The organism is Geomonas sp. RF6, assembly GCF_021044625.1.
Taxonomy (GTDB): domain Bacteria; phylum Desulfobacterota; class Desulfuromonadia; order Geobacterales; family Geobacteraceae; genus RF6.
The window spans coordinates 640,493-662,486 of the sequence record NZ_CP087999.1 but is presented as its reverse complement, the minus strand read 5'-3'; the positions used below and the strand labels follow the sequence as shown (position 1 = coordinate 662,486).

Below are 21,994 nucleotides of genomic sequence, written 5' to 3'. Positions count from 1 at the left end.
CCAGCGGCCGCTCCCTTGGATACTATTTCTGGAGCGGGCTCTTTTCCCGGTTACACCAATCCGGCTCCTTTCCCCTCTCCAGGAGAACCGCATCATGCACAACGGCGAGATCCTCGAGGAACTTTTCCGCTCGCGCCGCATAAACCTCCACAAGGGAAAAATTTTTCGCACGTCGCCGCGCCCCCTGCCGACCTTTTTCGAATTCTCCCGCATCGAGGGGATGATGCTCGGCCTGGCAATCGGAGACGCACTCGGCAACACCAACGAGGGGCTCCTGCGCTCGGAGCGGCGCGAGCGCTTCGGGGAGATCCGCGACTTCCTCCCGAACCGGTACGCGCACGGGCGGCGCCTCGGGCTCCCCTCCGACGACACCCAGATTTCCTTCTGGACGATCGAGACCCTGCTGGAGGACCGCGTCTTCATCCCGAGCCACCTCGCGGCGCGCTTTTGCCGGGGGGAGATCTTCGGGATCGGCTCCACCGCGAAGGCGTTCATCTGGAACCTGAAGGCGGGAAAACCGTGGTACGAGTCGGGCCCGGTCTCCGCCGGAAACGGCGCCCTCCTGCAGATCCCCCCGATGCTCCTCCCCCACCTGCACGGGGGGTGCACCGATCTGTGGATCGATACCGCCCTCTCCGCCATGATAACCCACAACGACTCAGCCTCCAATGCCGCGTGCATGGCGTTCGTGGCGATCCTTTGGGACCTCCTCGGGATGGTGAGGCCTCCCCCCCCGCACTGGTGGCCGCAGCGCTACGCGGAGGTCGCCGCCGACCTGGAGGGGGAGAGCCGCTACTCGCCGCGCGGCGGGATGTTTCCCGACTACGTCGGTCCCTGCTGGCGCTACACGGTGGAGAGGGTGACCGAGGCGCTGCATCTGCAGCTCACGACGGGGGAGGCGTGCGACGGGTGGTTTTCCGGGGCTTTTCTCATGGAGACGATGCCGAGCGTACTGTACATCATGATGAGGCACGGCGACGACCCGGAGGAGGCGATCGTGAGGGCGGTGAACGACACGAAGGACAACGACACGATCGCCGCCATAGTCGGAGCGCTGGCGGGGGCCCTGCACGGGAGGGAGGGGCTGCCGAAGAGGTGGCTCGACCGCCTCCCCGGAAGGACCGGTGCCTCGGACGACGGGAAAGCCTACCTGCTCCTGAAGTGCGCCCGGCAGGTCTTCTGGGAGGACGTCCTTTCCGAGCGCGGCGCCATCACCCGCTAGCCTCCCCCCTTTGCAGCTGGACCACCGCGTCGCGCGTCCTGTCCACGATCTCACCGGGCTCCTCGAAGGTGAAGCGCAACGGAGGGGCGAAGCGCACCGTCACCGTCCCCCGTCGCGGCCACCCCGACCCCGGCGGGAGAAGCTCTCTCGTCCCCTCTATCGCCACCGGGACGACCGGTATCCCCACCTCTTTCACCATGATCCCGAGCCCCATCTGGAAGCGCCCGAGCGTCCCGTCCTTCGAGTGCTGCCCCTCCGGGAAGATGAGGATGTGGATGCCGGCGTCGGCGAGTCGCCCCATGAACTTCAGCGACCCGCTGAAGCCGCGGCTCTGGGGGAGGGGGAAGACGTTCAGAAGGAGAGTGGCGAGCTGGTAGGCGGTGAGCTTCCAGATCTTTTCGGCGAGGTTTCGGTACTTCGCGAAGAAGAACTCCTCGTAGGCGGCGGTGGCGCAGCGGTAGCGGATCGGGCGCGGCAGCGCGCACATGACCGAGGGCTGGTCCAGGTAGCTCAGGTGATTCGCCACGAAAAAGACGGGGCCGCTGATCCCCCGGAGGTGCTCCCCCCCCTCGACCTTCAACGTCACAAAGCTGCGCACCACCGGCCAGAGGAGGATCGCGTCCGATACGGCACGTAACCCCCTGATGAAGGAGGAGTTCGTCCAGAACCTGAAGTGCCCCCCCGGGTGCACCTTCTCCCGCTTCGCGATGAGCTCCCGCACGTCCTTCACCCGGGTCTCCGCCCCGATCTGGGAGTCCTCTATGTCGAGGCGAAACTCCTGCTCCAGGTAGTTCACGAGCTCGACCCGGTCGATGGAGGAAAGCCCGAGATCGGTGACGAGCCTTGAATCCTCCGTGATGGAGCCGGGGTCGGTCCCGGTGATGCGGGCAAGGAGCGCGATCAGCCGGTCCCCCGAGACCCCCCCTTTTCCCCCCTGGGCACCCTTTAGAATCTTCTCCTTCACGAGGAACTTCCGCACCTTCAGCGTCGTCGTCTTCGGAAACTCCGGCTCGTCCCACACGGAGAAGGAGGCGATCTGGTGCAGAGGGTCGAGCCGGGCGTTCGCCTCCCGCACGATTTCCTCCGCACTCCTGCCGCTGCCGTCGAGGATGAGGACTGCGTGCACCTCCTCCCCCCCCCCCTTGTCGATTCCCACCACGGTCGACTCGCGAACCCCGCGGCTCCGGTCGAGGATCCCTTCCAAGTCGTCGGGGTAGACGTTGATCCCGGAGCCGGTGACGATGAGCTCCTTTTGCCTCCCCTTGATGGTGAGCCACCCGTCCGGCGCGATTTCCCCGAGGTCGCCGGTTCTGAAGAAGCCGTCCTCGCTGAACGCCTCCTTCGTCGCCTTCTCGTTTTTGTAGTAGCCGGGAAAGACGTTCGCCCCTGCGGCGAGGACCTCCCCGTCGACGACCTTCAGCGTCACCCCGGGGAGAGCGCGTCCCACCGCCCCCGGGACCTGCCGCTCCATGCTGTTGGCGGCAAGTACCGGGGAGCACTCCGTGAGACCGTACCCCTCCATGACGGTAAAGCCGAGCGCCTGCCAGAAGAGGAAGGTGTCGGGGGGGAGTGGAGCCCCTCCGGAGACGAAGAGGACGAAGTTAGCCCCGAACTTCTTGTGCACGGGGTAGAAGAGGAGGCGCCTCCCTTTCCGCGACAGGCGCGGGGAGAGGGCCATCAGGCGGGAGAAGAGCGCCGTGAGCTTCTTCTGGGCGATCTCCTCCTCGATGGAGTGCTTCAGGAGCTGGAGGAGCCTCGGCACCGCGACCACCGCGTAGATGTCCTCCTGCGCGAGCGCCTCCAGTATGGCGGAGGGCTTCAGCGTGCGCAGGTAGACGATGGAGGCGCCGCGGTGCAGCGGTGTCAGGAATCCCCCCATCTGTTCGAACATGTGCGACAGGGGAAGGAGGGAGAGGAAGTGGTAGTCGGCGGAAATGATGGGGATGTGCTCCTGCACCTGGAGGAGATTGGCCACGAGGTTTGCGTGGGTGAGGATGACCCCCTTCGGGTTTCCGGTGGTGCCGGAGGTGTAGATGAGCTGCGCGGTGTCCTCCGGGGTGCGCGGCTCAGGCGCCGGGACGGGGGAAAGTTCGGGGAGGAGGTACTGGAGGTCCTCCAGAAAAACGGTCCCCGGCGCCACGATCCGTTCAGGTTTCATGCGGCTTTGCAGGAGTACCTTCGCCTCGGTGAGGGTGCTGATCGTCTCCGCCCGTTCCCTGTCGGACATGAAGTCGACCGGGACGGCGATCGCTCCGCGCGCCATGATCCCCCAGAAGGCGATACCCCACCAGGGGGAGTTCGGCCCCCAGAGGAGGACCCGGTCCCCCACCCCCACCCCCCGCTCCTGGAGGAGGGCTGCCATCTGCAGGGAGCGCTCGTGCAACTCCCGGTAGGTGAAGAGCTGGCGACGCACCCCGGTGCGGTTCACGAAGACGATCTTCTCCCCCCGGTCGCGGAAGGTTTCGAAAAGGTGGAGCAACGTTTCCATGGCTACTCCCGGTTGCTAGAAGAGGCCGGGGACGAGGGCTGGTCCCTTCCCCGAGGCCGGCGCCTTCCTGATGTCCAGCTCCCGCTTCTGATGGTAGAAGAAGCGTACCATGTAGTACTCGAAGGGGTAGCCGCTGCGGTAGTAGCGGAAGGGGACCTGGTGGCGCTGGTCTACCGCCTCCAGCGTCGTCACTCCGGCTGCGATGGCGGTGGGGCTCCCGGTGCTTCCGAAGGGGTCGAGGTAGCTGTACAGGCCGAAGCGCATGGCGCTGTCCGCCGCGAAGCCGCCGGTGTCGCGGGCAGTGGAAGGACCGAGGATCGGCATGACGAGGTACGGCCCGGAATCCACCCCCCAGTGCCCGAGGGTGAGGCCGAAGTCCTCGTCGCGCCGCAGCAGCCCGAAGCTGGTGGCGGGGTCGAAGAGCCCCCCGATACCGATCGTGCTGTTGGTGACGAAGCGGCCGAGGGTGGTAAGCGATTCCTTCCCCTTCAGCTGGAGGATGCTGTTGGTGAGGTTGCGCACCTCTTTCAGGTTACCGAAGAAGCTGGAGACGCGGTTCTGGAAAAAGACGGGGGTCACCGTCTCGTACCCCTTCACCACCGGTATGAAGAGGAAGCGGTCGAAATAGTAGTTGAACCGGTACATGGAGCGGTTGAAGTGCTCCCACGGATCGGGTACGTAGGCGAGCCTCTCGTCCTGGAACTCGCTGATGGTGTGCCGGGGGGGCTCCTCCGGGGGGAGGTGGGTCGTCTGCGACGCGCACCCGGCAAGGAAGAGCGAGATGAGGAGCACGAGGGGGACGCGCTTTGCCAGGGGCGGTCGGTACATGGAGCTCTCCTCCTTTCAAATTTGCGAAGGGGGGGCGCCTCGGGGAGGGCGGCCGCACCTTCAGTCCTTCGTGAAGAAATCAACCACCCGTGCCATGTTCTCCCGGTACTGCACATTTCCCAGGTGTCCCCCCCGGGGGTAGACGATCGCCCGCTCGCCGAAGAGCTCCTGCAGGTAGAGCAACTCGTCGGGGGCGAGGAGGAAGTCGTTGGCGTTCGTCATGATCCCGAACTTCCGGTTCCCCCTGAGGTACCGGTCCAGAGTTTTCAGGCTGAGAGAGGCGATGAACTCCTCCTTGCTGAGCTCCGGCCTCGTCTTTCGCAGGTGGGGGTAGAGGTATTCGTTGAAGTACTGGAGAAAACTCAGGTGGGTGCACACCAGAAAGTAGTCGGAGAGGGCGTCGTTACTGGAGAGGACCCGGTTCTTCGGCACGACATAGCCGCTGTTTGTCATGACGTCTGAGGTGAAGATCATCCCTGCGGAGTTGATGCGGAAGGAGATGGCGATGAGACCCCCTGCTTCCTCGCGGGAGAAGAGGCGCTCCTGGTACACCGCATAGAGGAAGTCGTCGTTGATCGCCACAAAATTGCCGTAGCTGTAGAAATCGGTGAACTTGTCCAGCATCCGGTTGAAGAAGGCTCCTTCCCGTCCGGGCCCTTCCGGGACCCCATTGAGAAGGGAATCGATTCTGACGACGGCGTTGTAGAGGCTGACCGGGGGGTTGATCATCAGCACCTTCCGGAAGTTGAAGATTCTCCGCTCCTCGTCCAGTCGCGCCACGAACGGGGCCTGCACCCCTCCGAGGCTCGTTCCGATGAGGTAGAAGGCGCTCGCCTCCACGTCCCCCTCCACCTCCTTCCAGGCACTCTCCATGACACGGTAAAGGTCGCTCGCGTCCGTGGCGAGGTCTCCCGGGACATGGCTTTGGGAGCCCGAGATGATGAAGTTCGGATGTGTCGTGGAGGGGATGGTGATGACGTGGCACCCTGCGTGATAGAGGGCCTTCAGCAGCGACATCGCCGTCGAGGACTGGTCACTGGCGCCGGTAGGTCCGATTACGAAGACGAGGGGGGCCTTCTTCTTCTGATAGGCGAAGGTGCAGCGCAAGCCGTTGTCGTAGAAGAAGACCGGCGGCTTCTCTTCGCTGTTCAGTTGCAAAAGAAGGGTTCGGGTGCGCACCTTCGGGGGGAGCTGTGACCTCAGTTCCGTAGGTGTCCCGAGAAGGGTTGCCTCGTAGGCACCGGCGATCGGGTAGCCGTAGGTCTCCTCCCCCCGGCAGGGGAGGGGGGAAAGGAGCAAGGCCGCCAGCAGGAGCGTCGGGATGCGCATGCGGTTCACCTCCAGGAAGGACTGCACAGCAAAAAAAAACCCGCCGGAGCGGGTTTGCATGGAAATGCACTCTCCAACAGTGTCAGCTATTTTACGATAAGGTCGTTTTGCACGTTCTTCACGCCCTCGACCTTCCCGGCCACGCTTGCCGCCTGCCTTGCCTGCTGCTGGTTGTCGACGAACCCGCTCAGCTGCACGGTGCCGTCATGGGTCTTCACATTGACCTGCATACCCTTGAGTGCCTCTTCATTGACTATCGCCGCCTTCACCTTGCTGGTAATGACGGAATCATCGATGTACTCACCTGCAGTCTGGCGTTTCTCCGGGGCCGAGCACCCCAGGAATGCTGTCACCAGTCCGAGGCATGCCAGCATTCTGAACAGTCTTCTCATGGGACCTTCTCCTTTTTCCGTGCGCAGGCACGGTCCTTGTTTCCAATACTGTTTCACGGTCTTTAACAGTCAACCTCGCAATATTAGTGTATAAGGGGGTGAGCCCCTGTCAAGGGAGGCCTCCGCGTAACTGCTGTAATTTCAGGGCTATGGAAGACTCTGTCTCCCTCGCGTGAGCCGCACGCGACTCTACATTCAGTACAGTGACAGTACGACTTACCTGCTGTTATAACTGTCAAAAGGGCTCTGCTCTTGATATGCTAGTGTCAGTGGAGCCGGAGGTGGAGGGTGCCTCCCTTCCCGGTTGCCCCAGAGAGGAGCATCGCATGAAAGTCATACTCTGCTCGTTCCTTTTGCTCGCACTGCACGCCGCCACCGGCTGTACCGCCTCGCGCAGTGCCAGAACGCCGGAGACGGCGAAGGAGAAGCCGGTCCTCGTGCTGCCGGCGGTACAGGTAGGGAAAGACTGGCAGGTGAAGGAAAAGGCACCGGACCTGACGGACGAGCGCGGCCGGGTCTCCTTCCAGTCTGAGCAGTCGGTGCAGCCTCCGGGGGCGGCCCCGACCACCCCGCCGGAACAGAGCATCGCCCCGCGTCAGTGACCCGCCGGAGGGGCTCCCCCCCTCCGCGCTGCACCACATCCTCCCCCCCCCTGCACAATCCTCCGGAGCAGCTCCCCTTCCTGCCGGCGGCCGCGTCAGAAAAGCACCTCCCGTCCCCCCCCCCCGCCGCAGGGCGCTAATCGGTTGCTTTTTCCCTGGCATTGCGTTAATAAGAACCCCTGTTCCCACTCACCCCTCGCGGGTTACGGCAAGAGGTCATCTGCATGAAAAAAAGGAATCTCCCCCTCGAGCTCGAGGGCGATCTCTGGTTTCACCGGGAGGATCGGAAGTATCTCGGTGGCGACAGGATCAGCCTGCTCGAAAGGATCGATGAGCTCGGATCGATCACGAAGGCTGCCAAGGCGGTCGGCATCAGCTACAAGACGGCGTGGGATCTCGTGAACATGATCAACAACATGGCGGAGAAGCCGCTGGTGGAGCGCCTTACCGGCGGGAAAGGGGGGGGCGGAACGACCCTTACCGCGGAGGGGAAGGAGGTCGTCCGGAAGTTCCGCGTGGTACAGGAGGAGCACCGCAGGTTCCTGGAAAATCTGGAGGCGCGGCTCGGCGATACCGACACCCTCTACAAGTTCCTGAGGAGGATCTCCATGAAGGTAAGCGCCCGCAACGTCTTCTCCGGGACTATCACGAAGGTCACCAGGGGGGCGGTGAACAGCGAAGTCTGCCTCACCCTGAAGGGAGGGACTCCCCTCATAGCAGTCATCACCAACGGCGCCGTCGACAACCTGGGGCTGAAGGAGGGGGTGGACGCCTACGCCATAATCAAGTCGAGTTCGGTCATCATCGGGGAGGGGCTGCACGAGGCGAAGCTCAGCGCCCGCAACCTCATGTGCGGCACCGTTACCAACATCATCACCGGAGCGGTGAACACGGAGATCGACCTCGAGGTAGGGGGGGGGAACGTCCTCAGCGCAATCATCACCAACGACAGCGGTGAGAGCCTGCAGCTAAAGGTCGGCGACCACGCCTGCGCCATCTTCAAGGCCTCCAGCGTCATCCTCGGGGTCAGCTGACCCGGCTCCACCGTTTCCTGCCGCCGCACCCGGTCTCCTCCTGAGGGCACCGGGTTTTTTTGCGCCTGCGCCACAGCCGCGCCGGCACTCCCGCATCAGCACCCCCTCCTCCCCGGGCGCGGCAGCGGCTCCCAATCTTGCTTCAAAACGGTATGGTGATACTATTGGATCGTTTTTAACCCGGCATATTTACGCCATTTTCCCCTTTCCCGCAGAGAAACCGCCTCTTGCTTTCCGGGCGCCACGGCATGAACGGCGAGTGTCCGGCAAAGGAGAAACCATGTCTGCCGCAACAGTCGACAGCGACGGCCCCTCCAAGATCCTCGCCGACTTCTCGTGCCTCATGGAGCCTTTCCCCGATGCCATCTTCGGGATGACGGTAGAGGGGATAATCGTCAGCTGGAACAGGGGGGCAGAGAGTATCTTCGGCTACAGCAGCCGCGAGATCTCCGGCTCCCACCTGATACGTCTCGCACCTCCCGAGCGCCACCACGAGGTCCCCATCCTTCTCGAGGGACCGAGCTCCGGCACCCCCTTTCATCCCGCCCCGACGGAAGTCGTCACCAAGGACGGCCGGCGCATCACCGTATGCCTCAGCGCCTCCCCGCTAACCGACTGCGGCGGTGCGGTCGTCGGGATCGCGGCGATCGCCCGAGACATCACGGAAAAGAAGGAAAAGGAGCGGGCCCTGCGGCACAGCGAGGAGCGGTTCAGGGCGATCTTTTCCCTCGCCGCCCTCGGGATCGCGGAGGTGGCGCTCGACGGGCGCTGGCTGCATGCGAACCAGAAGCTCTGCGACATCCTGGGATACAGCTGCGAGGAACTGGCGACGCTGCGCATTCAGGAGGTGAGCCACCCGGAAGACGTTGCGGCGCACCGCCCCCTGCTCGACACCCTCCTTGCCGGGACGATCGAGAGCTTCTCCACCGAAAAGCGCTGCTACCACCGCGACGGCACCCTCCTCTGGGTGCACCTGAACGTCTCCCTGGTAAGAGACGGCTCCGGGGAGCCGGCGCACTTCATAGCGGTGGTGGAGGATATCACCAGCGCGAGAGCTCTGCAGGAGGAACTGAGGCAGTCAATGGACCTTCTGGAGAAGCGGGTCGCGGAGCGCACGCTGGAGCTTACGCAGACGATCGAGACCCTGCAGGGGGAGATCGCGCAACGGGAGAGTCTCTCCCGCTCCCTGGAGACGCGGATGGCGGAGCTCCTGGAGACGCAGAGCGAGCTGCGGGAGAAGGAGGAGCTGCTCCTGCAGCAAAGCCGCCTCGCGGTAATGGGGGAGATGATCGGCAACATCGCGCACCAGTGGCGCCAGCCGCTGAACACCCTCGGGCTCCTCACGCAGGACATCGGGCTCACCTGCAGGACAGGGGGGGGCGATCCCGATACCATCGACGCCACCGTGCGCAAGTCGATGCGGGTCATCGAGCATATGGCCCAGACGATCGACGACTTCCGCAACTTCTTCCGGCCGGACAAGGAAAGGGTCCCCTTCAGGCTATCCCATGTGGTGGAGAAGACCCGCTCCCTCCTGGAGGAGAGCTTCAGCACGCAAAGGATCACCATCGAGGTGCAGGTGACGGACGACCCCGTCGTCACGAGCTACCCGAACGAGTGCTGCCAGGTTCTTCTGAACCTCCTGATCAACGCAAAGGACACTCTCGAGGAACGGAAGGTCAGGGATCCGAAGGTGGTGATCACCGTCGGCAGCGAAGAGGGGAAGGGGGTGCTCACCGTCACGGACAATGCCGGCGGCATCCGCGACGAGATCATCGAGCGGATCTTCGAGCGCAACTTCACCACGAAAGGACCGGAGAAGGGGACCGGCGTCGGCCTTTTCATGTCGAGGATGATGGTGGAAAGAAATATGGAGGGAAAACTCTCCGTCTGCAACGTCGGCACTGGAGCCCGCTTCACGATAGAGTTTCCCGCTACGGGGTAAAAGTGCGAGTATGGAAGGAAAGTAGGGAAGAGGGCTGGCATACTGATAGATAAGGGTAGTGCGGTTTAAGGGGACGAGATGGAGCCGACGCACGAAAAACGCGACATTGCCCTCCTGTACGTGGAGGACGAGACCGAAGCACGGGAGATGGTGGGGCGCCTTATCGGCTCCACATACCCCGACGTGCGTCTTCTGACGGCAGAGCACGGGGAGGCCGGGCTGGAGCTCTTCCGGCAGGAGCGCCCGGAGCTGGTGATCACCGACATACGGATGCCCCTTATGGACGGGATCGCCATGGCGGCGGAGATAAAGAAGCTGAACCCGGAGACGATAGTCATAGCGATGACCGCCTACAACGATGCCGATTACCTCCTGCGGGCGCTGGAGATCGGGATCAGCCACTACATCATGAAGCCGGTGAAGTACGACAGGCTCTTTGCCGTCATAAACGAGGGGATCGATATCGTCTCCCTGAAGCGGCAGGTGCTCAAGAAGGATGAGGCGCTTCGAAAGTCTGAACAGAAGTTCGCCAAGGTCTTCCATGCCGCCCCGGCGCTGATGGCCTTGACCACCCTCTGGGAGGGGCGCTGCATAGACGTGAACCAGGCATTTCTGGAGGTGTGCGCCTTGCGTCACGAAGAGGTGGTGGGGGGGACGACCCTGGAGGGGTGCCTCTGGGGCGCCCCGGAGGAGCGGGGGGCGGTGGTGCGCCAGCTTGTGGAGCAGGGGCCGGTGCGCGATCGGGAGATCACCATTACGACCCCTTCGGGAGAGCCGCTGGTGGGGCTCCTCTCGGCGGAGCTTGTGGAGATCGACACGGAGCAGTGCCTCCTCGTTCTCGTAAAGGAGATCACGGAGAGAAAGAGGCTCGAGGAGGAGATCCGCACCCTGAACCGGGAACTGGAGCAGAAGGTGGCGGAGCGCACCGCGCACCTGGAGGCCTCCATACAGGAGCTGGAGGGGTTCTCCTACGCGGTCTCTCACGATCTGCGGGCGCCTCTGAACCGGCTGGAGGGGCTTTGCACCGCCCTTGAAGAGGATTATGCCGAAAAGCTCGACCCGGACGGCGCCTTCTACGTCTCGAGCATCGCGCGCATGACGCAGGATGTAAAGAGGATCGTCGATGCGCTTCTCAGGCTGAGCAGGGTCACGAAGACGAAGCCGGAGATCGGGGAGGTGGACTTGAGTGCCCTCGTCCTTTCGGTGGTGGAGGAGCTGCAAAGGGAATTGGGGGAGCGCAGCGTGACGTTCACTGTCGCCGAAGGGGTGCGCGCCCTGGGGGACCCGACCCTCCTGCGACAGGCACTGGTAAACCTGCTGGGCAATGCCTGCAAGTTCACCGCGCACACGGAAGGGGCGACGATCGAGTTCGGCGTCGCTCACCTCGAAGGGGAGCAGGTTTTCTACGTGCGGGACAACGGTGCCGGGTTCGACATGAAGTACGCCGGGCAGCTCTTCAAGCCGTTTCATCGCCTGCACACGGAGGGTGAGTTCCCGGGGGAGGGGATCGGGCTTGCGACGGTGCAGCGGATCATCCACTCCCACGGCGGGAAGCTCTGGGCGGAGGGGAACCCCGGCGCGGGTGCCACCTTCTTCTTCACCCTCGGTGCCGGAAAGCTCCCGGGGGGCGGGAGCGCCGATGCCGCTTCCGGGAGAAAGGACTCGGTCGGGTGAAGGGGAGCGGGAGGGAGTCATGAGTGATGCCGCGGTGCTCCTCGTGGAGGACAACCGGTTCGATGAGATCCTGACGCTGCGCCTCCTCGGGAAGTCGAACTACCAAAACGTCGTCGTCGCCCGCGACGGAGCCGAGGCGTTCGACTATCTCCTCGGCACCGGGCGTTTCGAGGGGCGGGACAGCAGTGCCCTGCCGAAGTTCGTCCTCCTGGACCTGAAGATGCCGAAGATCGACGGCATAGCTCTTCTGAAGATGATGCGCTCGCAGGAGAGGTTGAAGAACGTGCCGGTGATCGTCATCACCTCCTCCATAGAGGACAGCGACCTGAAGCTCTGCAGCGATTTGAACGTGCTCGCCTATCTCAACAAGCCTCTGACGAGGGAGGATCTGGAAAAGACGCTTCGGGAGCACGGCATAGCCTGAAACTACCCGGGGCGGTGCGTTGGTATAAAGGAGGGGTTGGAGCCGGAAGGCAAAAGGTACGACGCCCGGTGCAGGCGGGGCGATGCTGGATCGGAGGGCTCATGGAACGGCCGAGCCTCAGAAACACCCCCCTTTACAACAGCAGGATCATGAACTCCTACCTGCAGGTAATCAAGCGCAAGTACAGCTACGTCGACCTGAAGGAGCTCTTAAGCTACGCCGGCATCAAGGAGTACGAGGTCGCGGACCAGTCGCACTGGTTCACCCAGAACCAGGTAGACCGCTTCCACGAGAAGCTGGTGCAGCTGACCGGCAACCCGCACATCGCCAGGGAGGCGGGGCGCTTCGCCGCATCCCCCGTGGCGCTCGGGGCGATGAGGCACTACATACTGGGGCTCATCGACGCGGCGAGCACCTTCAAGATGATCAACAGCGCCAGCGCGAACATCACCAGGTCCTCCCGCTACGAGTCGCGAAAGATCTCTTCCAACAAGGTGGAGGTCGTGGTCACCCCCGTCGCGCCGGGGCTGGAGCGCCCGTTCCAGTGCGAGAACCGCATCGGCTTCTTCGAGGCGATCGTTCTCATCTTCAACAGAAAGATCCCCGATGTCCTGCGGCTCCCCCAGGATATCCACCTCCCCCAGGTCCAGCATCCGGAGTGCATGTTCCGCGGCGACCCGGTCTGCCGCTATGTGGTGACCTGGGAGAAGACCTTTTTCGGCTACCTGCGCAAATTCAGGGACTATGCCTTCATCGTCCTTCTTCTCGCAAACCTGATCACCGTCCTCTTCGGGACCTGGGTGCTTTTGCGCGAGGTGCTCCTCGCATCGTTCTGCCTTGCCCTCATCATCGCCATCTTCACGGAACGGAGCGAGAAGAAGGCCCTCAGAGCGAGTGTGAACAGTACCAGGGAGTCGATCGACGAGCTCCTGACCCAGATCGACCTGAACTACAACAACGCGCTCCTCCTGAACGAGATCGGGCGCGGCCTCGGGAGCTACAGCAGCACCCGCGAGGTCCTCTCGGGGGTCATCGAGGCGATGGCGCGGCGCCTCGATTACGACCGCGGCATGATCCTCCTCTCGGACCGGGGCCGGGAGAGACTGCAGGTGCAGGGGAGTTTCGGCTACAGCGCGGCACAGCTGCACCGGATCAGCCGCCTCCCGTTCCGCGTGGACCGGCCACGCGCCCTCACCATCCTCGCCAGAACCTTCCGCGAGCAGCGCCCCTTCCTGGTGAACAGCCTGGAGAACGGGGACGAGGGTATCTCCCGCCGCAGTTTCGCATTGCAGAGGGGGCTTGGTGCTTCCTCCTTCATCTGCGCTCCGATCATCATCGAAGAGGAGTCGGTAGGGGTACTGGCGGTCGACAACGTGAAGAGGAAGAAGCCGCTCATGGAGAGCGACATAAGCCTCATCATGGGGATCGCCTCCGTCATCGGGATCAGCATCCGCAACACGGAGCTCATGGCGGATCTCAAGAAGGGGAAGGAGGAACTGGAGATGCGGGTGGCGCAGCGGACCGAGGAGCTGCTGCGCAGCCAGAAGGAGCTGAGCCTGCAAAACCAGGAATTGCAGGAGGCGTACCGGGCGGTCGCGGTGGAGACCGAGGGGCGCATCGAGGCGCTGGAAAGGCTGAGGGAGCAGGAAAGGATGCTGATCCTGCAGAGCCGCCAGGCAGCCCTCGGGGAGATGCTCAGCAACATCGCCCACCAGTGGCGCCAGCCTCTGAACGTCCTCGGGCTGATGGTGCAGGAGCTTCCGGTCATGTACGACATCGGAACCTTCACCTCCGAGTACCTGGACGAGACGGTGGCAAAGGCGATGGAGGTGATCACCTACATGTCGCGCACCATCGACGACTTCAGAAACCTCGTGCGGCCGGACAAGGAGAAGATCCCCTTCCACGTCCGGGAGGTGCTGGAGAGGACGCTGTCGCTGGTGCGGGAGAGCTTCGCCGCGCTGGAGATCGAGCTGCAGGTCGATCTCCGGGGTGACCCCGTCATTACCGGATACCAGAACGAGTTCTCGCAGGTCCTTTTCAACCTCCTCTTCAATGCGAGGGACGCCCTCCTGGAGAGGAACGCGGGGCGGGAGAAGAGGGTGACGGTAGCGGTGGAGACCGAGGAGAGCAGCGCCGTCGTCCGCGTCTCCGACAACGCCGGCGGCATTCCGGAGGAGATCCTCGAGAAGATTTTCGATCCGTACTTCACCACGAAGGGGCCGGACAAGGGGACCGGTATAGGGCTGTACATGGCGAAGAACATCATCGAGAAGAACCTGAAGGGGAAGGTAACCGCCCGCAACGTGGGGGAGGGGGCCGAATTCACGATACAGGTGAAGGTCGCCGGATCGGCGACCATCGATGCGGAGGGACCATGACTCTTTTGACAGAGAAGGGGGAACGGAAGAGGATGGCGCTTCTGCTTCTCCTCACCGGCGTCACCGCCCTCATGCACTTCATGCTCCCCACGGAGCCCCTCTACTACCACGAGATGCATATCGTGCTGCGCAAGCTCTTTTACCTCCCGCCGCTCATTGCCGCGGCGTGGTTCGGGGTGCGCGGGGCAATATCCTTTGCCTTCCTCGTAAGCGCCATCTTTTGCGTCCACAGCGCCCTCAACTGGCCGGGGAGCCTCATGGAGCAGGCGACCCTGATAGGGGAGCTGGCGAGTTTCTGGGTGGTGGGGCTCGTTCCCGCGTGGCTCCTGGAGCGTCAGCGCCTCCTTCTCGGGGAGGTCGCCAACGCCAACGAAGAGACCCTTCTCTCCCTCGTTTCCGCTCTCGATCTCCGGGAGCACAGCACGCGGATGCACTCGCAGCGGGTGCGTGAGTACACCCAGCTTCTCACCGGCACCTTTGATCTTCCGGAAAAGGAGGTGCGCGACATCGGCTTCGGCGCCCTCCTGCACGACGTGGGGAAGATCGCCGTCCCCGATCATGTTCTACTGAAGAGGGAGGGGCTCTCCGGCGAGGAGTGGGCGGTAATGCGCCGGCACCCGGAGGTCGGGTACGGTATCGTGAAGAGGATCACCTTCCTCAGGGAGGCGGCGGAGCTCGTGTACGCGCACCACGAGTGCTGGGACGGGAGCGGCTATCCCCGTGGCCTGCGCGGCGACGCCATCCCGCTCGGGGCGCGCCTCTTCATGGTGGCTGACGTCTACGATGCCGTCACCTCCGACCGCCCCTACCACAGCGCCGTCACCCACCGGGAAGCCTCCCGGCTGATCCGGGAGAAAAGCGGCAGCCACTTCGATCCGGCAGCGGTGGAGGCGTTTCTGAACGTCGGCGAGAAGGAGTTCGAGGCGGTGCGCCAGCGCTACAGGGACGAGGTGGCATAGACCACGACCGGACTGCTGCGGCGCTCTCCCCGCCGCTGCAATCGCTGTACAAAATTCCACACGACCTGCGGAATATTCCTCACTCTCCAGCTGCACAACCTTTCCCTGTTCCGTCACGCCCCCTCTGGTGCGGCTCCACGCCATACCCACCCCATGGCACGCAACTTGTATTGCCAAGGGAGTTTTTTCAAAGGCACACGCTAGTGCCGACTCGGCACGAGAACTTACGGAGGTAACATGAAAAGGACGTCGAATAACCTGAAATGGGGAGGTCTCACCGTGGGACTCCTCCTTGTCTGCGCCACCGCTTTCGCCTTCACCCTCCCCGGCCTCGGGAAGCATGAGAAGGTGCAGCCGGTAAGGGGTGAGGTCATCATCCCCGTTGCGAAGGTCTCCGACGGGAAGGCGCACTTCTACTCCTGGTCGGAGAAAGGGAAGGACCTCAAGTTCTTCATCGTGAAGGGGACGGACGGGGTGCTGCACACCGCCTTTGACGCCTGCGACGTCTGCTTCCATGAGAAGAAAGGGTACGTACAGGACGGCACCGCCATGACCTGCAAGAACTGCAACAAGAAGTTCGAAATCACCCGCATCGGCGCCGAGTCCGGGGGGGGGTGCAACCCCTCCCCCCTCCCTGCCAGGGTGGACGCGAAAAACGTGACGGTGAAGGTGACCGACTTGAGAACCGGAGAGCGCTTCTTCTAGAGAGGACGGGAAAAAACCGCATGAAACTGCACAACATATCGGTAAACAACCTGAAGCGGCGCAAGGGGAAGATGGCGTTCCTCACTATCGGCCTTATGGTGGGGATAGCCACCATCGTGACCCTCGTTACCCTGACACGCTCCATGTCCGGCGACATCGAACGGAAGATGGAGGAGTTCGGGGCAAACATCCTGCTCACTCCGCAAAGCAGCGGGCTCTCCATGAGTTACGGCGGCATCAGCCTCGGCGCGGTCACCTTCGACCAGAAGGAGATCCGGGAGGAGGACCTGGCGCAGATCGCCACCATCAAGAACAGCAAGAACATCTCCGCCATCGCTCCTAAGGTCCTCGGGAGCGTGCGGGTGGGGACCCACGACGCCATGCTGGTGGGGGTCCTTTTCGAGAAGGAACTGCGCCTGAAGCAGTGGTGGAAGGTCTTCGGGGAGTCGCCGAAGGGGGCGCACGATCTTCTTCTGGGGAGCGACGCCGCGAAGGTCTTCAACGTCATGCCCGGTGACACCCTGGAGATAAAAGGTCAGAGCTTCAAGGTCGCCGGGGTCCTTGACCAGACCGGCTCACAGGACGACGCCCTCGTCTTTGCCCAGCTCGGGAAGGCGCAGGAGCTTCTCGGCAAGAAGGGGAAGATCACCCTCGTGGAGGTCGCCGCGCTCTGCTCGGGGTGCCCGATTTCCGACATGGTGAATCAGATCGCCGAGAAGCTGCCGGAGGTGAAGGTCAGCGCCATCCAGCAGGTCGTCGAGGGGAGGCTGCGTGCGCTCGACCAGTTCAAGCGCTTCTCCTACGCCATGGCCGGTGTGGTTGTCCTCATCGGCTCGCTGATCGTTTTCGTCACCATGATGGGAAGCGTCAATGAGCGCACGGTGGAGATCGGCGTCTTCCGGGCGATCGGCTTCAGGAAGAGCCACATCATGCGCATCATCCTTCTGGAAGCGGCGCTGATAAGCCTGCTGGCGGGGGTGCTGGGGTACGGAGCGGGAATGGCCGGTGCGAAGCTTGCCCTCCCCTTCATGGCGGAGAGCAAGGGGGCGCTCCTGGTATGGGATACGACGGTGGCCTATGGCGCGGTCGGTCTCAGTCTCCTCCTCGGGATGCTCGCGAGCCTTTACCCCGCACTGCACGCCTCCAACATGGACCCCACCGAAGCGCTGCGGGCGCTCTAGATACGGGAGTTATTTCAATGGCTTTGATAGAAGTGCACGATGTGAAAAAAGAGTACCTGAGCGGGGCGGACACGGTGCAGGCGCTAAACGGCATCAACGTCGCCATAGAGAGCGGAGAGTTCGTCACCATCATGGGGCAGTCCGGCTCCGGGAAGAGCACGCTGCTGTCGGTGCTGGGGGGGATGAACCACCCCTCCAGCGGAAAGGTGGAGATCGCCGGAGTGAAGCTGTACGACCTCCCGGGGGAGAAGCTGGCCGATTTCCGCGCCACGAAGCTTGGCTTCGTCTTCCAGTCCTTTCACCTCATCCCGTACCTCACTGCGCTGGAGAACGTCATGCTCCCCTTGGTGATCGCGGAGATGAAGCCTGCGGAGAAGAAGGCTGCCGCCAAAGCGGCGCTGGAGCGGGTAGGTCTCGGGAAGAAGACGGACAGGCTGCCGAGCCAGCTCTCAGGCGGCGAGCAGGAGAGGGTTGCGATAGCGCGCTCCGTGGTTAACTCGCCGCACATCCTCTTTGCTGATGAGCCGACCGGGAACCTCGACTCGAAGACCAGCGACGAGATGATGGCGCTTTTCCGGGAGCTGAACGACTCGGGGCAGACCGTGGTCATGGTGACGCACAATCCTGATAACTGCCGCTACTCGGACCGCACGATCTACCTGAAAGACGGCGTGGTTGTAGCAGGTCTGTAAGGAGCACTCCCTCTCCCTTTGTACCCAACCCCTCCTTGAAAACGCCCCCCCTTCGCGAAGGATCATCCGGGAATTCCTGGGAGCCAGCGTCTTGAAGATCCCCCCTCCCTTGACGGGAGGGGGGCAGGGGGTGGGTGAAGCTGCCATATGGTGGGCTGGTGGCACCTTCCCCCCCACCCTGTCCCTCCCCCGCCAAGGGGGAGGGGACGGTCTGGTCGAGTTTCCCCTGAATTTGCGGATGAAACTTCGCAAAGGGGGGGACGGGAGGGCTCGTGCACTGCTTCGTGGCAACAACGTACTTGTTCCTGGTCCACTCTCCCCCTTACAATCCGCAGTGCGGGCAGGCTCTGCTGAGGACGCGCCAGAGTGCGGCGCTGCCCATAAGTGCCACCGCGACCCCCGCGCAGCGCGCCATCGCCCCGCGCACGGCGCCGGAGGCGGCAAAAGACGCGCCGCCGCAAAGAAGAAGAGCGGGGGTGGTGCCGAGCCCGAGGGCACCCATGATCGCGGCTCCCATGAGCGGAGTCCCCGCCGCCGCTGCGGCGGGAAGTGGTGCGTAGACGAGGCCGCAGGGGAGAAAACCGAGGATCGCCCCCAGGGGAAAAGCCGCCAGAGGGGAGGTGCTCGTCATGACTCGCCGCAGGGGACGGGCCAGGAGGCGCCCTCCGGCACCTTCGAGTGCGGAGAGGTTCAGGCGGTCCAGTTTCAGCGCGGTGCCGAGGCCTGCGGCGATGACGCAGAGGTTGGCGGCGATGAAGAGCCAGGAGGAGGCGGAGTTGAGGACGGAGGCGTTGAGGGAGCCTCCGATCCATCCGGCAGCGGCGCCAAGTACGGTGTAGGTGGTGACTCGCCCCGAGTGGTAGCAGATCTGGCGGTGAAGGGTGTGCCGGAGGGACGAGTCTTCCCCTCTGAGGGAGAGCGCGGCAACGATGCCGCCGCACATCCCGATACAGTGGAAACTGCCGGCGAGCCCTGCAAGAAGTGAAAGCCAGATGACGGTCATTGAAGGATCCTTTCTCGCGGTGCTCGGTTTTTTGCCGGGAACGCGGGGTGGAATGTGGGCCGAATAAGCGCAGCGTTTCCGGCAGGTGCCGGAGATATGCCGGGAACGCCTACGGCTTATCCCGGCCTACAGGTAACGGCCGGGTAGTGCAGCCGCTTACTCATCATCGTCGAGCATCCGATGCTTCGGCCGCTCGATGTCGTCGAACTCCCCTTTTTTCACCGCCCACAGAAAGACGAGCCAGCAGGCCGAGCCAAGGAGAAGCGAAAGGAGCATCAATAGCAAGAGCGATTCATCCATTCCTTCCCCCCAATAGCCTCAGAGAATTTCCGACCACGCAAAGCGAGCTCAGAGCCATTGCTGCCGCGGCATAGACGGGGGTCAGACGCCCGCTCATGGCAAGCGGTATCCCCACCATGTTGTACACGAAGGCCCACAGAAGATTCTGACGCACTACGCTCATCGTCCGCCGCGCCAGGCGGTGCGCCCTCGCCAGCCGTTCAAGGTCCGGGCGCGCCAGCACGAGGTCGGAAGTCTCGATCGCTATGTCTGTCCCTCCGGCCACGGCGCACCCGACCGCTGCGGCACCAAGGGCGGGAGCGTCGTTTATGCCGTCCCCCACCATGAGGACCGTCTCCCCCGCCGCGTGAAGTTCCTCCAGGTGGCGCGCCTTGGCCGCCGGGGAAAACTCCCCCAGCACCTCCTCTATCCCCACCTGTCTCGCCACCCCCGCAGCCGTCTGACAACTGTCCCCGCTCAGAAGCAGCGTCCGGATGCCGTGACCCTTGAAGTACGAAACGAGCGCCTGCGCCTCGCGACGTACCGGGTCGCTGACGCTGATCGCTCCGGCATAGCGCTGATTGAAGGCGACGTGCACTGTCGTTATCCCGGGGGCGGCGGCACTCTTCTCCGGAGATCCCTCCACTCCGTTGCTGATGAGAAAGGGGAGGCTCCCCACCAGCACCTTCTCCGGACCGACCCTCCCCAGCACCCCACCTCCCGGCACCGTGAATAGCTGCTCCCCCACGGGGTGCATCAGTCCCTGCCGCCGCGCATGGTCGCAGATGGCGCGCCCTATGGGGTGCAACGACCCCTCCTCGACGGCTGCGGCAAGGGTAACCACCCTCTCCGGAGCGACTGCCGCGACAGGGGCCACACCCTCGACAGTCGCTTTGCCGGAGGTAACCGTGCCGGTCTTGTCAAAGGCAACCGCGGTGACGGCGCTCAGGCGCTCCAGCACATCTCCCCCCTTGATGATGATGCCGAAGGCGGCTCCCGCGGCTGTCCCTGCCGCGATCGCTGTCGGGGTGGCAAGCCCCACGGCACAGGGACAGGCGATAACGAGGACGGCAAGGGCGGCCATGAGGGACTCGGGGAAGGTACTGCCGCCGGCGGCGTAGTGCCAGCAGAAGGTGGCGCCGCCGAGGATAAGAACGAGCGGCACAAAGTGGGCAGCCACCCTGTCGGCACTCCCCTGGATCGGCGCCTTCCGGCTCTGGGCCTCTTCCACGAGACGGGCAGCACGGGCCAGAAAGCTGTCCTCCGCACTCTTTTCGCAGCGCACCCGTACCGCCGCCGTCAGGTTACTGCTGCCGCCCCAGACGGTGTCGCCGCGCTTCTTCAGGACCGGGAGCGGCTCCCCGGTCGTCGGGGACTGGTCGACCTCGGTGGCTCCTTCCTCGACAGTTCCGTCGACTGCGAATCGCTCTCCGGGGGAGACGAGGATCAGGTCGCCCGGGTGCAGCTCCGCTACGGGAACGGTTTCCAGCCGGTCGTCTCGCAACCTTTTCACCCGGTCCGGGGCGAGGCGCAGGAGGCGCTCTATCCCCCCCGCCGCCCGGCTACGCGCTGCGTTTTCCAGAAGCCTTCCGGCGAGAATGAGGGTGATGATCATCGCCGCGGTCTCGAAGTACACCTCCTCCCCGGCGAGAGTCGCGTATATGCTGTAACCGTAGGAGGAGAGGGCGCCGACGGCGACCAGGAGCTCCATGTCCGGCGCCCTGTTGCGGACGCTTCGCCACGCCCCGGCGAGGAAGGGGGAGCCGCAGTAAAAGATCACGGGGGTGGTGACGATAAGGGAGAAGATCTGCATCCAGCGCTTCATGTCCGGGGTCATTCCCTGAAAATATCCGGCATAGAGGGCGAAAGAATAGGCCATGAGCTGCATGGTGAGAAAGAAGGCGGTGCCGAACCTGAAGAGGAGTTCGGTGCGCTCGCGCCGTGTGCTCTCGCTTCTTTCCGAGTCGAGGCAGGGGCGGGGGGGGTAGCCGAGTTCGGCCGCCCGCGTGACGATCTCGCGCACGGTCACCTCGGCGGGATCGAAGAGGACCGAGGCGCGCGCCGTCGCATAATTTACGCGCACCTGCGCCACTCCCGGAAGGCGGCCGATCATCTTTTCCAGCAGCCAGACACAGCCGGCGCAGCGCACCCCGTCGAGCCTCGCCTCCAGCGAGAGGAGCCCCTCCCTCGGACGCAGCGACGAGGCAAAGGCGCTCTCGTCGTAATCTGCCGGGGCGGGGGGAGATACGGGCCCTGCGTCGGCACGGTCGCGACGGGCGTAGAAGGAGTCAAGCCCGGCGCCGCTGATGAGAAGGTAGGCGCCGTGGCACCCCCGGCAGCAGAAGGAGAGTACCCTTTCAGCTACCCGCTCCTCCAGCTTCAACCCTGCCGGTATCCCGGCACCGCAATGGAAACAGGTCTCCGTCACGGGATTAGCACCATCCTTCTGGTGCTGTGCTCCTTCCCCTTGGTAAAGCGCACGACTGCGCGCACTTCCCCTGTCGGAAGGAGCGCCTTGGGAGCGGAGTACACTCCGGGGCTTTTTTCGGTGAAGGTCACGGCCCCTGCATCCGCAACCTGGCACGCCACCACCCCGCCGGTCACCGGCGCGTCGGCTTCATCCGTCACCCGGATCTCCAGAGCATCCGGCGTCACGACTGCGTCGAGGAGCCAGCGGGCCTCGCCGCCCTCCCTGCCGTACTCCAGCCCGTGGCTGTAGTAGTGCGGGTCGACCACCTTTGCCGGATGCCGTACCGCCACAATGAAGCTGCCGGCGCTGACGACAAGGAGGCTCCCCATCATAAGCCCCATGGTGAAACGCCAGAACGGCGGGATCGTGGACTCTTTCATTTCTTC

General features: G+C 63.6%; 19 protein-coding genes. 11 read left to right on the top strand and 8 right to left on the bottom strand.

The genetic code is table 11. From position 1 onward, the window contains the following. The first annotated feature begins 94 nt into the window (after positions 1-94). Positions 95-1,222, top strand: a complete 1,128-nt coding sequence (locus tag LPW11_RS02830; protein WP_230996616.1) for an ADP-ribosylglycohydrolase family protein — start codon at positions 95-97, stop codon at positions 1,220-1,222. Here LPW11_RS02830 and LPW11_RS02825 read toward each other — a convergent pair. Genes LPW11_RS02825 through LPW11_RS02810 form a run of 4 tightly spaced genes read right to left on the bottom strand, consistent with a single transcriptional unit; the run spans position 1,212 to position 6,259 of the window. Then, positions 1,212-3,710, bottom strand: coding sequence for an AMP-binding protein (locus tag LPW11_RS02825; protein WP_230996615.1), 2,499 nt, complete (start codon positions 3,708-3,710; stop codon positions 1,212-1,214). The two genes, LPW11_RS02830 and LPW11_RS02825, sit on opposite strands and share 11 nt — an antisense overlap. A gap of 15 nt (positions 3,711-3,725) precedes the next feature. After that, the gene (locus LPW11_RS02820) at positions 3,726-4,538 is read right to left on the bottom strand and encodes an MlaA family lipoprotein (RefSeq protein WP_230996614.1); all 813 of its coding nucleotides are present in this window, start codon (positions 4,536-4,538) and stop codon (positions 3,726-3,728) included. A 60-nt stretch (positions 4,539-4,598) separates the two neighbouring features. Continuing rightward, complete coding sequence (locus tag LPW11_RS02815; protein ID WP_230996613.1) at positions 4,599-5,927, bottom strand: alpha/beta fold hydrolase; 1,329 nt, start codon at positions 5,925-5,927, stop codon at positions 4,599-4,601. 26 nt (positions 5,928-5,953) lie between these two features. Continuing rightward, on the bottom strand, positions 5,954-6,259 hold the full coding sequence (locus LPW11_RS02810) for a BON domain-containing protein (protein WP_230996612.1): 306 nt from the start codon (positions 6,257-6,259) through the stop codon (positions 5,954-5,956). A gap of 326 nt (positions 6,260-6,585) precedes the next feature. Here LPW11_RS02810 and LPW11_RS02805 point away from each other — a divergent pair, with 326 nt between their 5' ends. From LPW11_RS02805 to LPW11_RS02760, 10 genes are all read left to right on the top strand, one after another. After that, positions 6,586-6,861, top strand: a complete 276-nt coding sequence (locus LPW11_RS02805) for a hypothetical protein (protein ID WP_230996611.1) — start codon at positions 6,586-6,588, stop codon at positions 6,859-6,861. Positions 6,862-7,085: 224 nt separating this feature from the next. Further along, positions 7,086-7,895 (top strand): TOBE domain-containing protein, encoded by an 810-nt coding sequence (locus tag LPW11_RS02800; protein WP_230996610.1) that lies wholly within the window; start codon positions 7,086-7,088, stop codon positions 7,893-7,895. Between the two features lie 280 nt (positions 7,896-8,175). Continuing rightward, entirely contained in the window at positions 8,176-9,840 is a 1,665-nt protein-coding gene (locus tag LPW11_RS02795) for a PAS domain S-box protein (protein WP_230996609.1), read from the top strand. A 78-nt stretch (positions 9,841-9,918) separates the two neighbouring features. After that, entirely contained in the window at positions 9,919-11,514 is a 1,596-nt protein-coding gene (locus LPW11_RS02790; protein WP_230996608.1) for a sensor histidine kinase, read from the top strand. A 19-nt stretch (positions 11,515-11,533) separates the two neighbouring features. Further along, positions 11,534-11,938 (top strand): response regulator, encoded by a 405-nt coding sequence (locus tag LPW11_RS02785; RefSeq protein WP_230996607.1) that lies wholly within the window; start codon positions 11,534-11,536, stop codon positions 11,936-11,938. A gap of 101 nt (positions 11,939-12,039) precedes the next feature. Continuing rightward, positions 12,040-14,319, top strand: a complete 2,280-nt coding sequence (locus LPW11_RS02780; RefSeq protein ID WP_230996606.1) for a GAF domain-containing sensor histidine kinase — start codon at positions 12,040-12,042, stop codon at positions 14,317-14,319. After that, entirely contained in the window at positions 14,316-15,278 is a 963-nt protein-coding gene (locus LPW11_RS02775; protein WP_230996605.1) for an HD-GYP domain-containing protein, read from the top strand. The genes LPW11_RS02780 and LPW11_RS02775 overlap by 4 nt, the downstream gene beginning before the upstream one ends. A gap of 237 nt (positions 15,279-15,515) precedes the next feature. Continuing rightward, positions 15,516-15,983: a DUF2318 domain-containing protein gene (locus LPW11_RS02770; RefSeq protein ID WP_230996604.1), complete on the top strand. Its 468-nt coding sequence runs from the start codon at positions 15,516-15,518 to the stop codon at positions 15,981-15,983. Positions 15,984-16,003: 20 nt separating this feature from the next. Then, a complete protein-coding gene (locus tag LPW11_RS02765; protein WP_230996603.1) occupies positions 16,004-17,164 on the top strand; it encodes an ABC transporter permease in 1,161 nt (386 codons plus the stop codon). A 17-nt stretch (positions 17,165-17,181) separates the two neighbouring features. After that, entirely contained in the window at positions 17,182-17,856 is a 675-nt protein-coding gene (locus LPW11_RS02760) for an ABC transporter ATP-binding protein (protein WP_230996602.1), read from the top strand. Between the two features lie 322 nt (positions 17,857-18,178). Here LPW11_RS02760 and LPW11_RS02755 read toward each other — a convergent pair whose 3' ends face one another. The 4 genes from LPW11_RS02755 to LPW11_RS02740 all read right to left on the bottom strand — a co-directional run bounded on the left by LPW11_RS02755 (position 18,179) and on the right by LPW11_RS02740 (position 21,988). After that, positions 18,179-18,859: a sulfite exporter TauE/SafE family protein gene (locus LPW11_RS02755; protein ID WP_230996601.1), complete on the bottom strand. Its 681-nt coding sequence runs from the start codon at positions 18,857-18,859 to the stop codon at positions 18,179-18,181. Positions 18,860-19,015: 156 nt separating this feature from the next. Continuing rightward, on the bottom strand, positions 19,016-19,159 hold the full coding sequence (gene ccoS, locus LPW11_RS02750; protein ID WP_230996600.1) for a cbb3-type cytochrome oxidase assembly protein CcoS: 144 nt from the start codon (positions 19,157-19,159) through the stop codon (positions 19,016-19,018). Further along, on the bottom strand, positions 19,152-21,566 hold the full coding sequence (locus tag LPW11_RS02745) for a heavy metal translocating P-type ATPase (RefSeq protein ID WP_230996599.1): 2,415 nt from the start codon (positions 21,564-21,566) through the stop codon (positions 19,152-19,154). Before LPW11_RS02745 ends, ccoS begins: the two co-directional genes overlap by 8 nt. Next, a complete protein-coding gene (locus LPW11_RS02740; protein ID WP_230996598.1) occupies positions 21,563-21,988 on the bottom strand; it encodes a FixH family protein in 426 nt (141 codons plus the stop codon). The genes LPW11_RS02745 and LPW11_RS02740 overlap by 4 nt, the downstream gene beginning before the upstream one ends. Positions 21,989-21,994: the final 6 nt, after the last annotated feature.

Excerpts from the sequence above, each read along its gene's own strand:
- LPW11_RS02760 (WP_230996602.1), top strand. The coding sequence starts at position 17,182 with ATGGCTTTGATAGAAGTGCACGATGTGAAAAAAGAGTACCTGAGCGGG.
- LPW11_RS02775 (WP_230996605.1), top strand. The coding sequence starts at position 14,316 with ATGACTCTTTTGACAGAGAAGGGGGAACGGAAGAGGATGGCGCTTCTG.
- LPW11_RS02755 (WP_230996601.1), bottom strand. The coding sequence starts at position 18,859 with ATGACCGTCATCTGGCTTTCACTTCTTGCAGGGCTCGCCGGCAGTTTC.
- LPW11_RS02805 (WP_230996611.1), top strand. The coding sequence starts at position 6,586 with ATGAAAGTCATACTCTGCTCGTTCCTTTTGCTCGCACTGCACGCCGCC.
- LPW11_RS02800 (WP_230996610.1), top strand. The coding sequence starts at position 7,086 with ATGAAAAAAAGGAATCTCCCCCTCGAGCTCGAGGGCGATCTCTGGTTT.
- LPW11_RS02770 (WP_230996604.1), top strand. The coding sequence starts at position 15,516 with ATGAAAAGGACGTCGAATAACCTGAAATGGGGAGGTCTCACCGTGGGA.
- LPW11_RS02810 (WP_230996612.1), bottom strand. The coding sequence starts at position 6,259 with ATGAGAAGACTGTTCAGAATGCTGGCATGCCTCGGACTGGTGACAGCA.
- LPW11_RS02795 (WP_230996609.1), top strand. The coding sequence starts at position 8,176 with ATGTCTGCCGCAACAGTCGACAGCGACGGCCCCTCCAAGATCCTCGCC.
- LPW11_RS02790 (WP_230996608.1), top strand. The coding sequence starts at position 9,919 with ATGGAGCCGACGCACGAAAAACGCGACATTGCCCTCCTGTACGTGGAG.
- LPW11_RS02830 (WP_230996616.1), top strand. The coding sequence starts at position 95 with ATGCACAACGGCGAGATCCTCGAGGAACTTTTCCGCTCGCGCCGCATA.
- LPW11_RS02820 (WP_230996614.1), bottom strand. The coding sequence starts at position 4,538 with ATGTACCGACCGCCCCTGGCAAAGCGCGTCCCCCTCGTGCTCCTCATC.
- LPW11_RS02780 (WP_230996606.1), top strand. The coding sequence starts at position 12,040 with ATGGAACGGCCGAGCCTCAGAAACACCCCCCTTTACAACAGCAGGATC.
- LPW11_RS02825 (WP_230996615.1), bottom strand. The coding sequence starts at position 3,710 with ATGGAAACGTTGCTCCACCTTTTCGAAACCTTCCGCGACCGGGGGGAG.
- ccoS (WP_230996600.1), bottom strand. The coding sequence starts at position 19,159 with ATGGATGAATCGCTCTTGCTATTGATGCTCCTTTCGCTTCTCCTTGGC.
- LPW11_RS02765 (WP_230996603.1), top strand. The coding sequence starts at position 16,004 with ATGAAACTGCACAACATATCGGTAAACAACCTGAAGCGGCGCAAGGGG.
- LPW11_RS02740 (WP_230996598.1), bottom strand. The coding sequence starts at position 21,988 with ATGAAAGAGTCCACGATCCCGCCGTTCTGGCGTTTCACCATGGGGCTT.
- LPW11_RS02815 (WP_230996613.1), bottom strand. The coding sequence starts at position 5,927 with ATGCAAACCCGCTCCGGCGGGTTTTTTTTTGCTGTGCAGTCCTTCCTG.
- LPW11_RS02785 (WP_230996607.1), top strand. The coding sequence starts at position 11,534 with ATGAGTGATGCCGCGGTGCTCCTCGTGGAGGACAACCGGTTCGATGAG.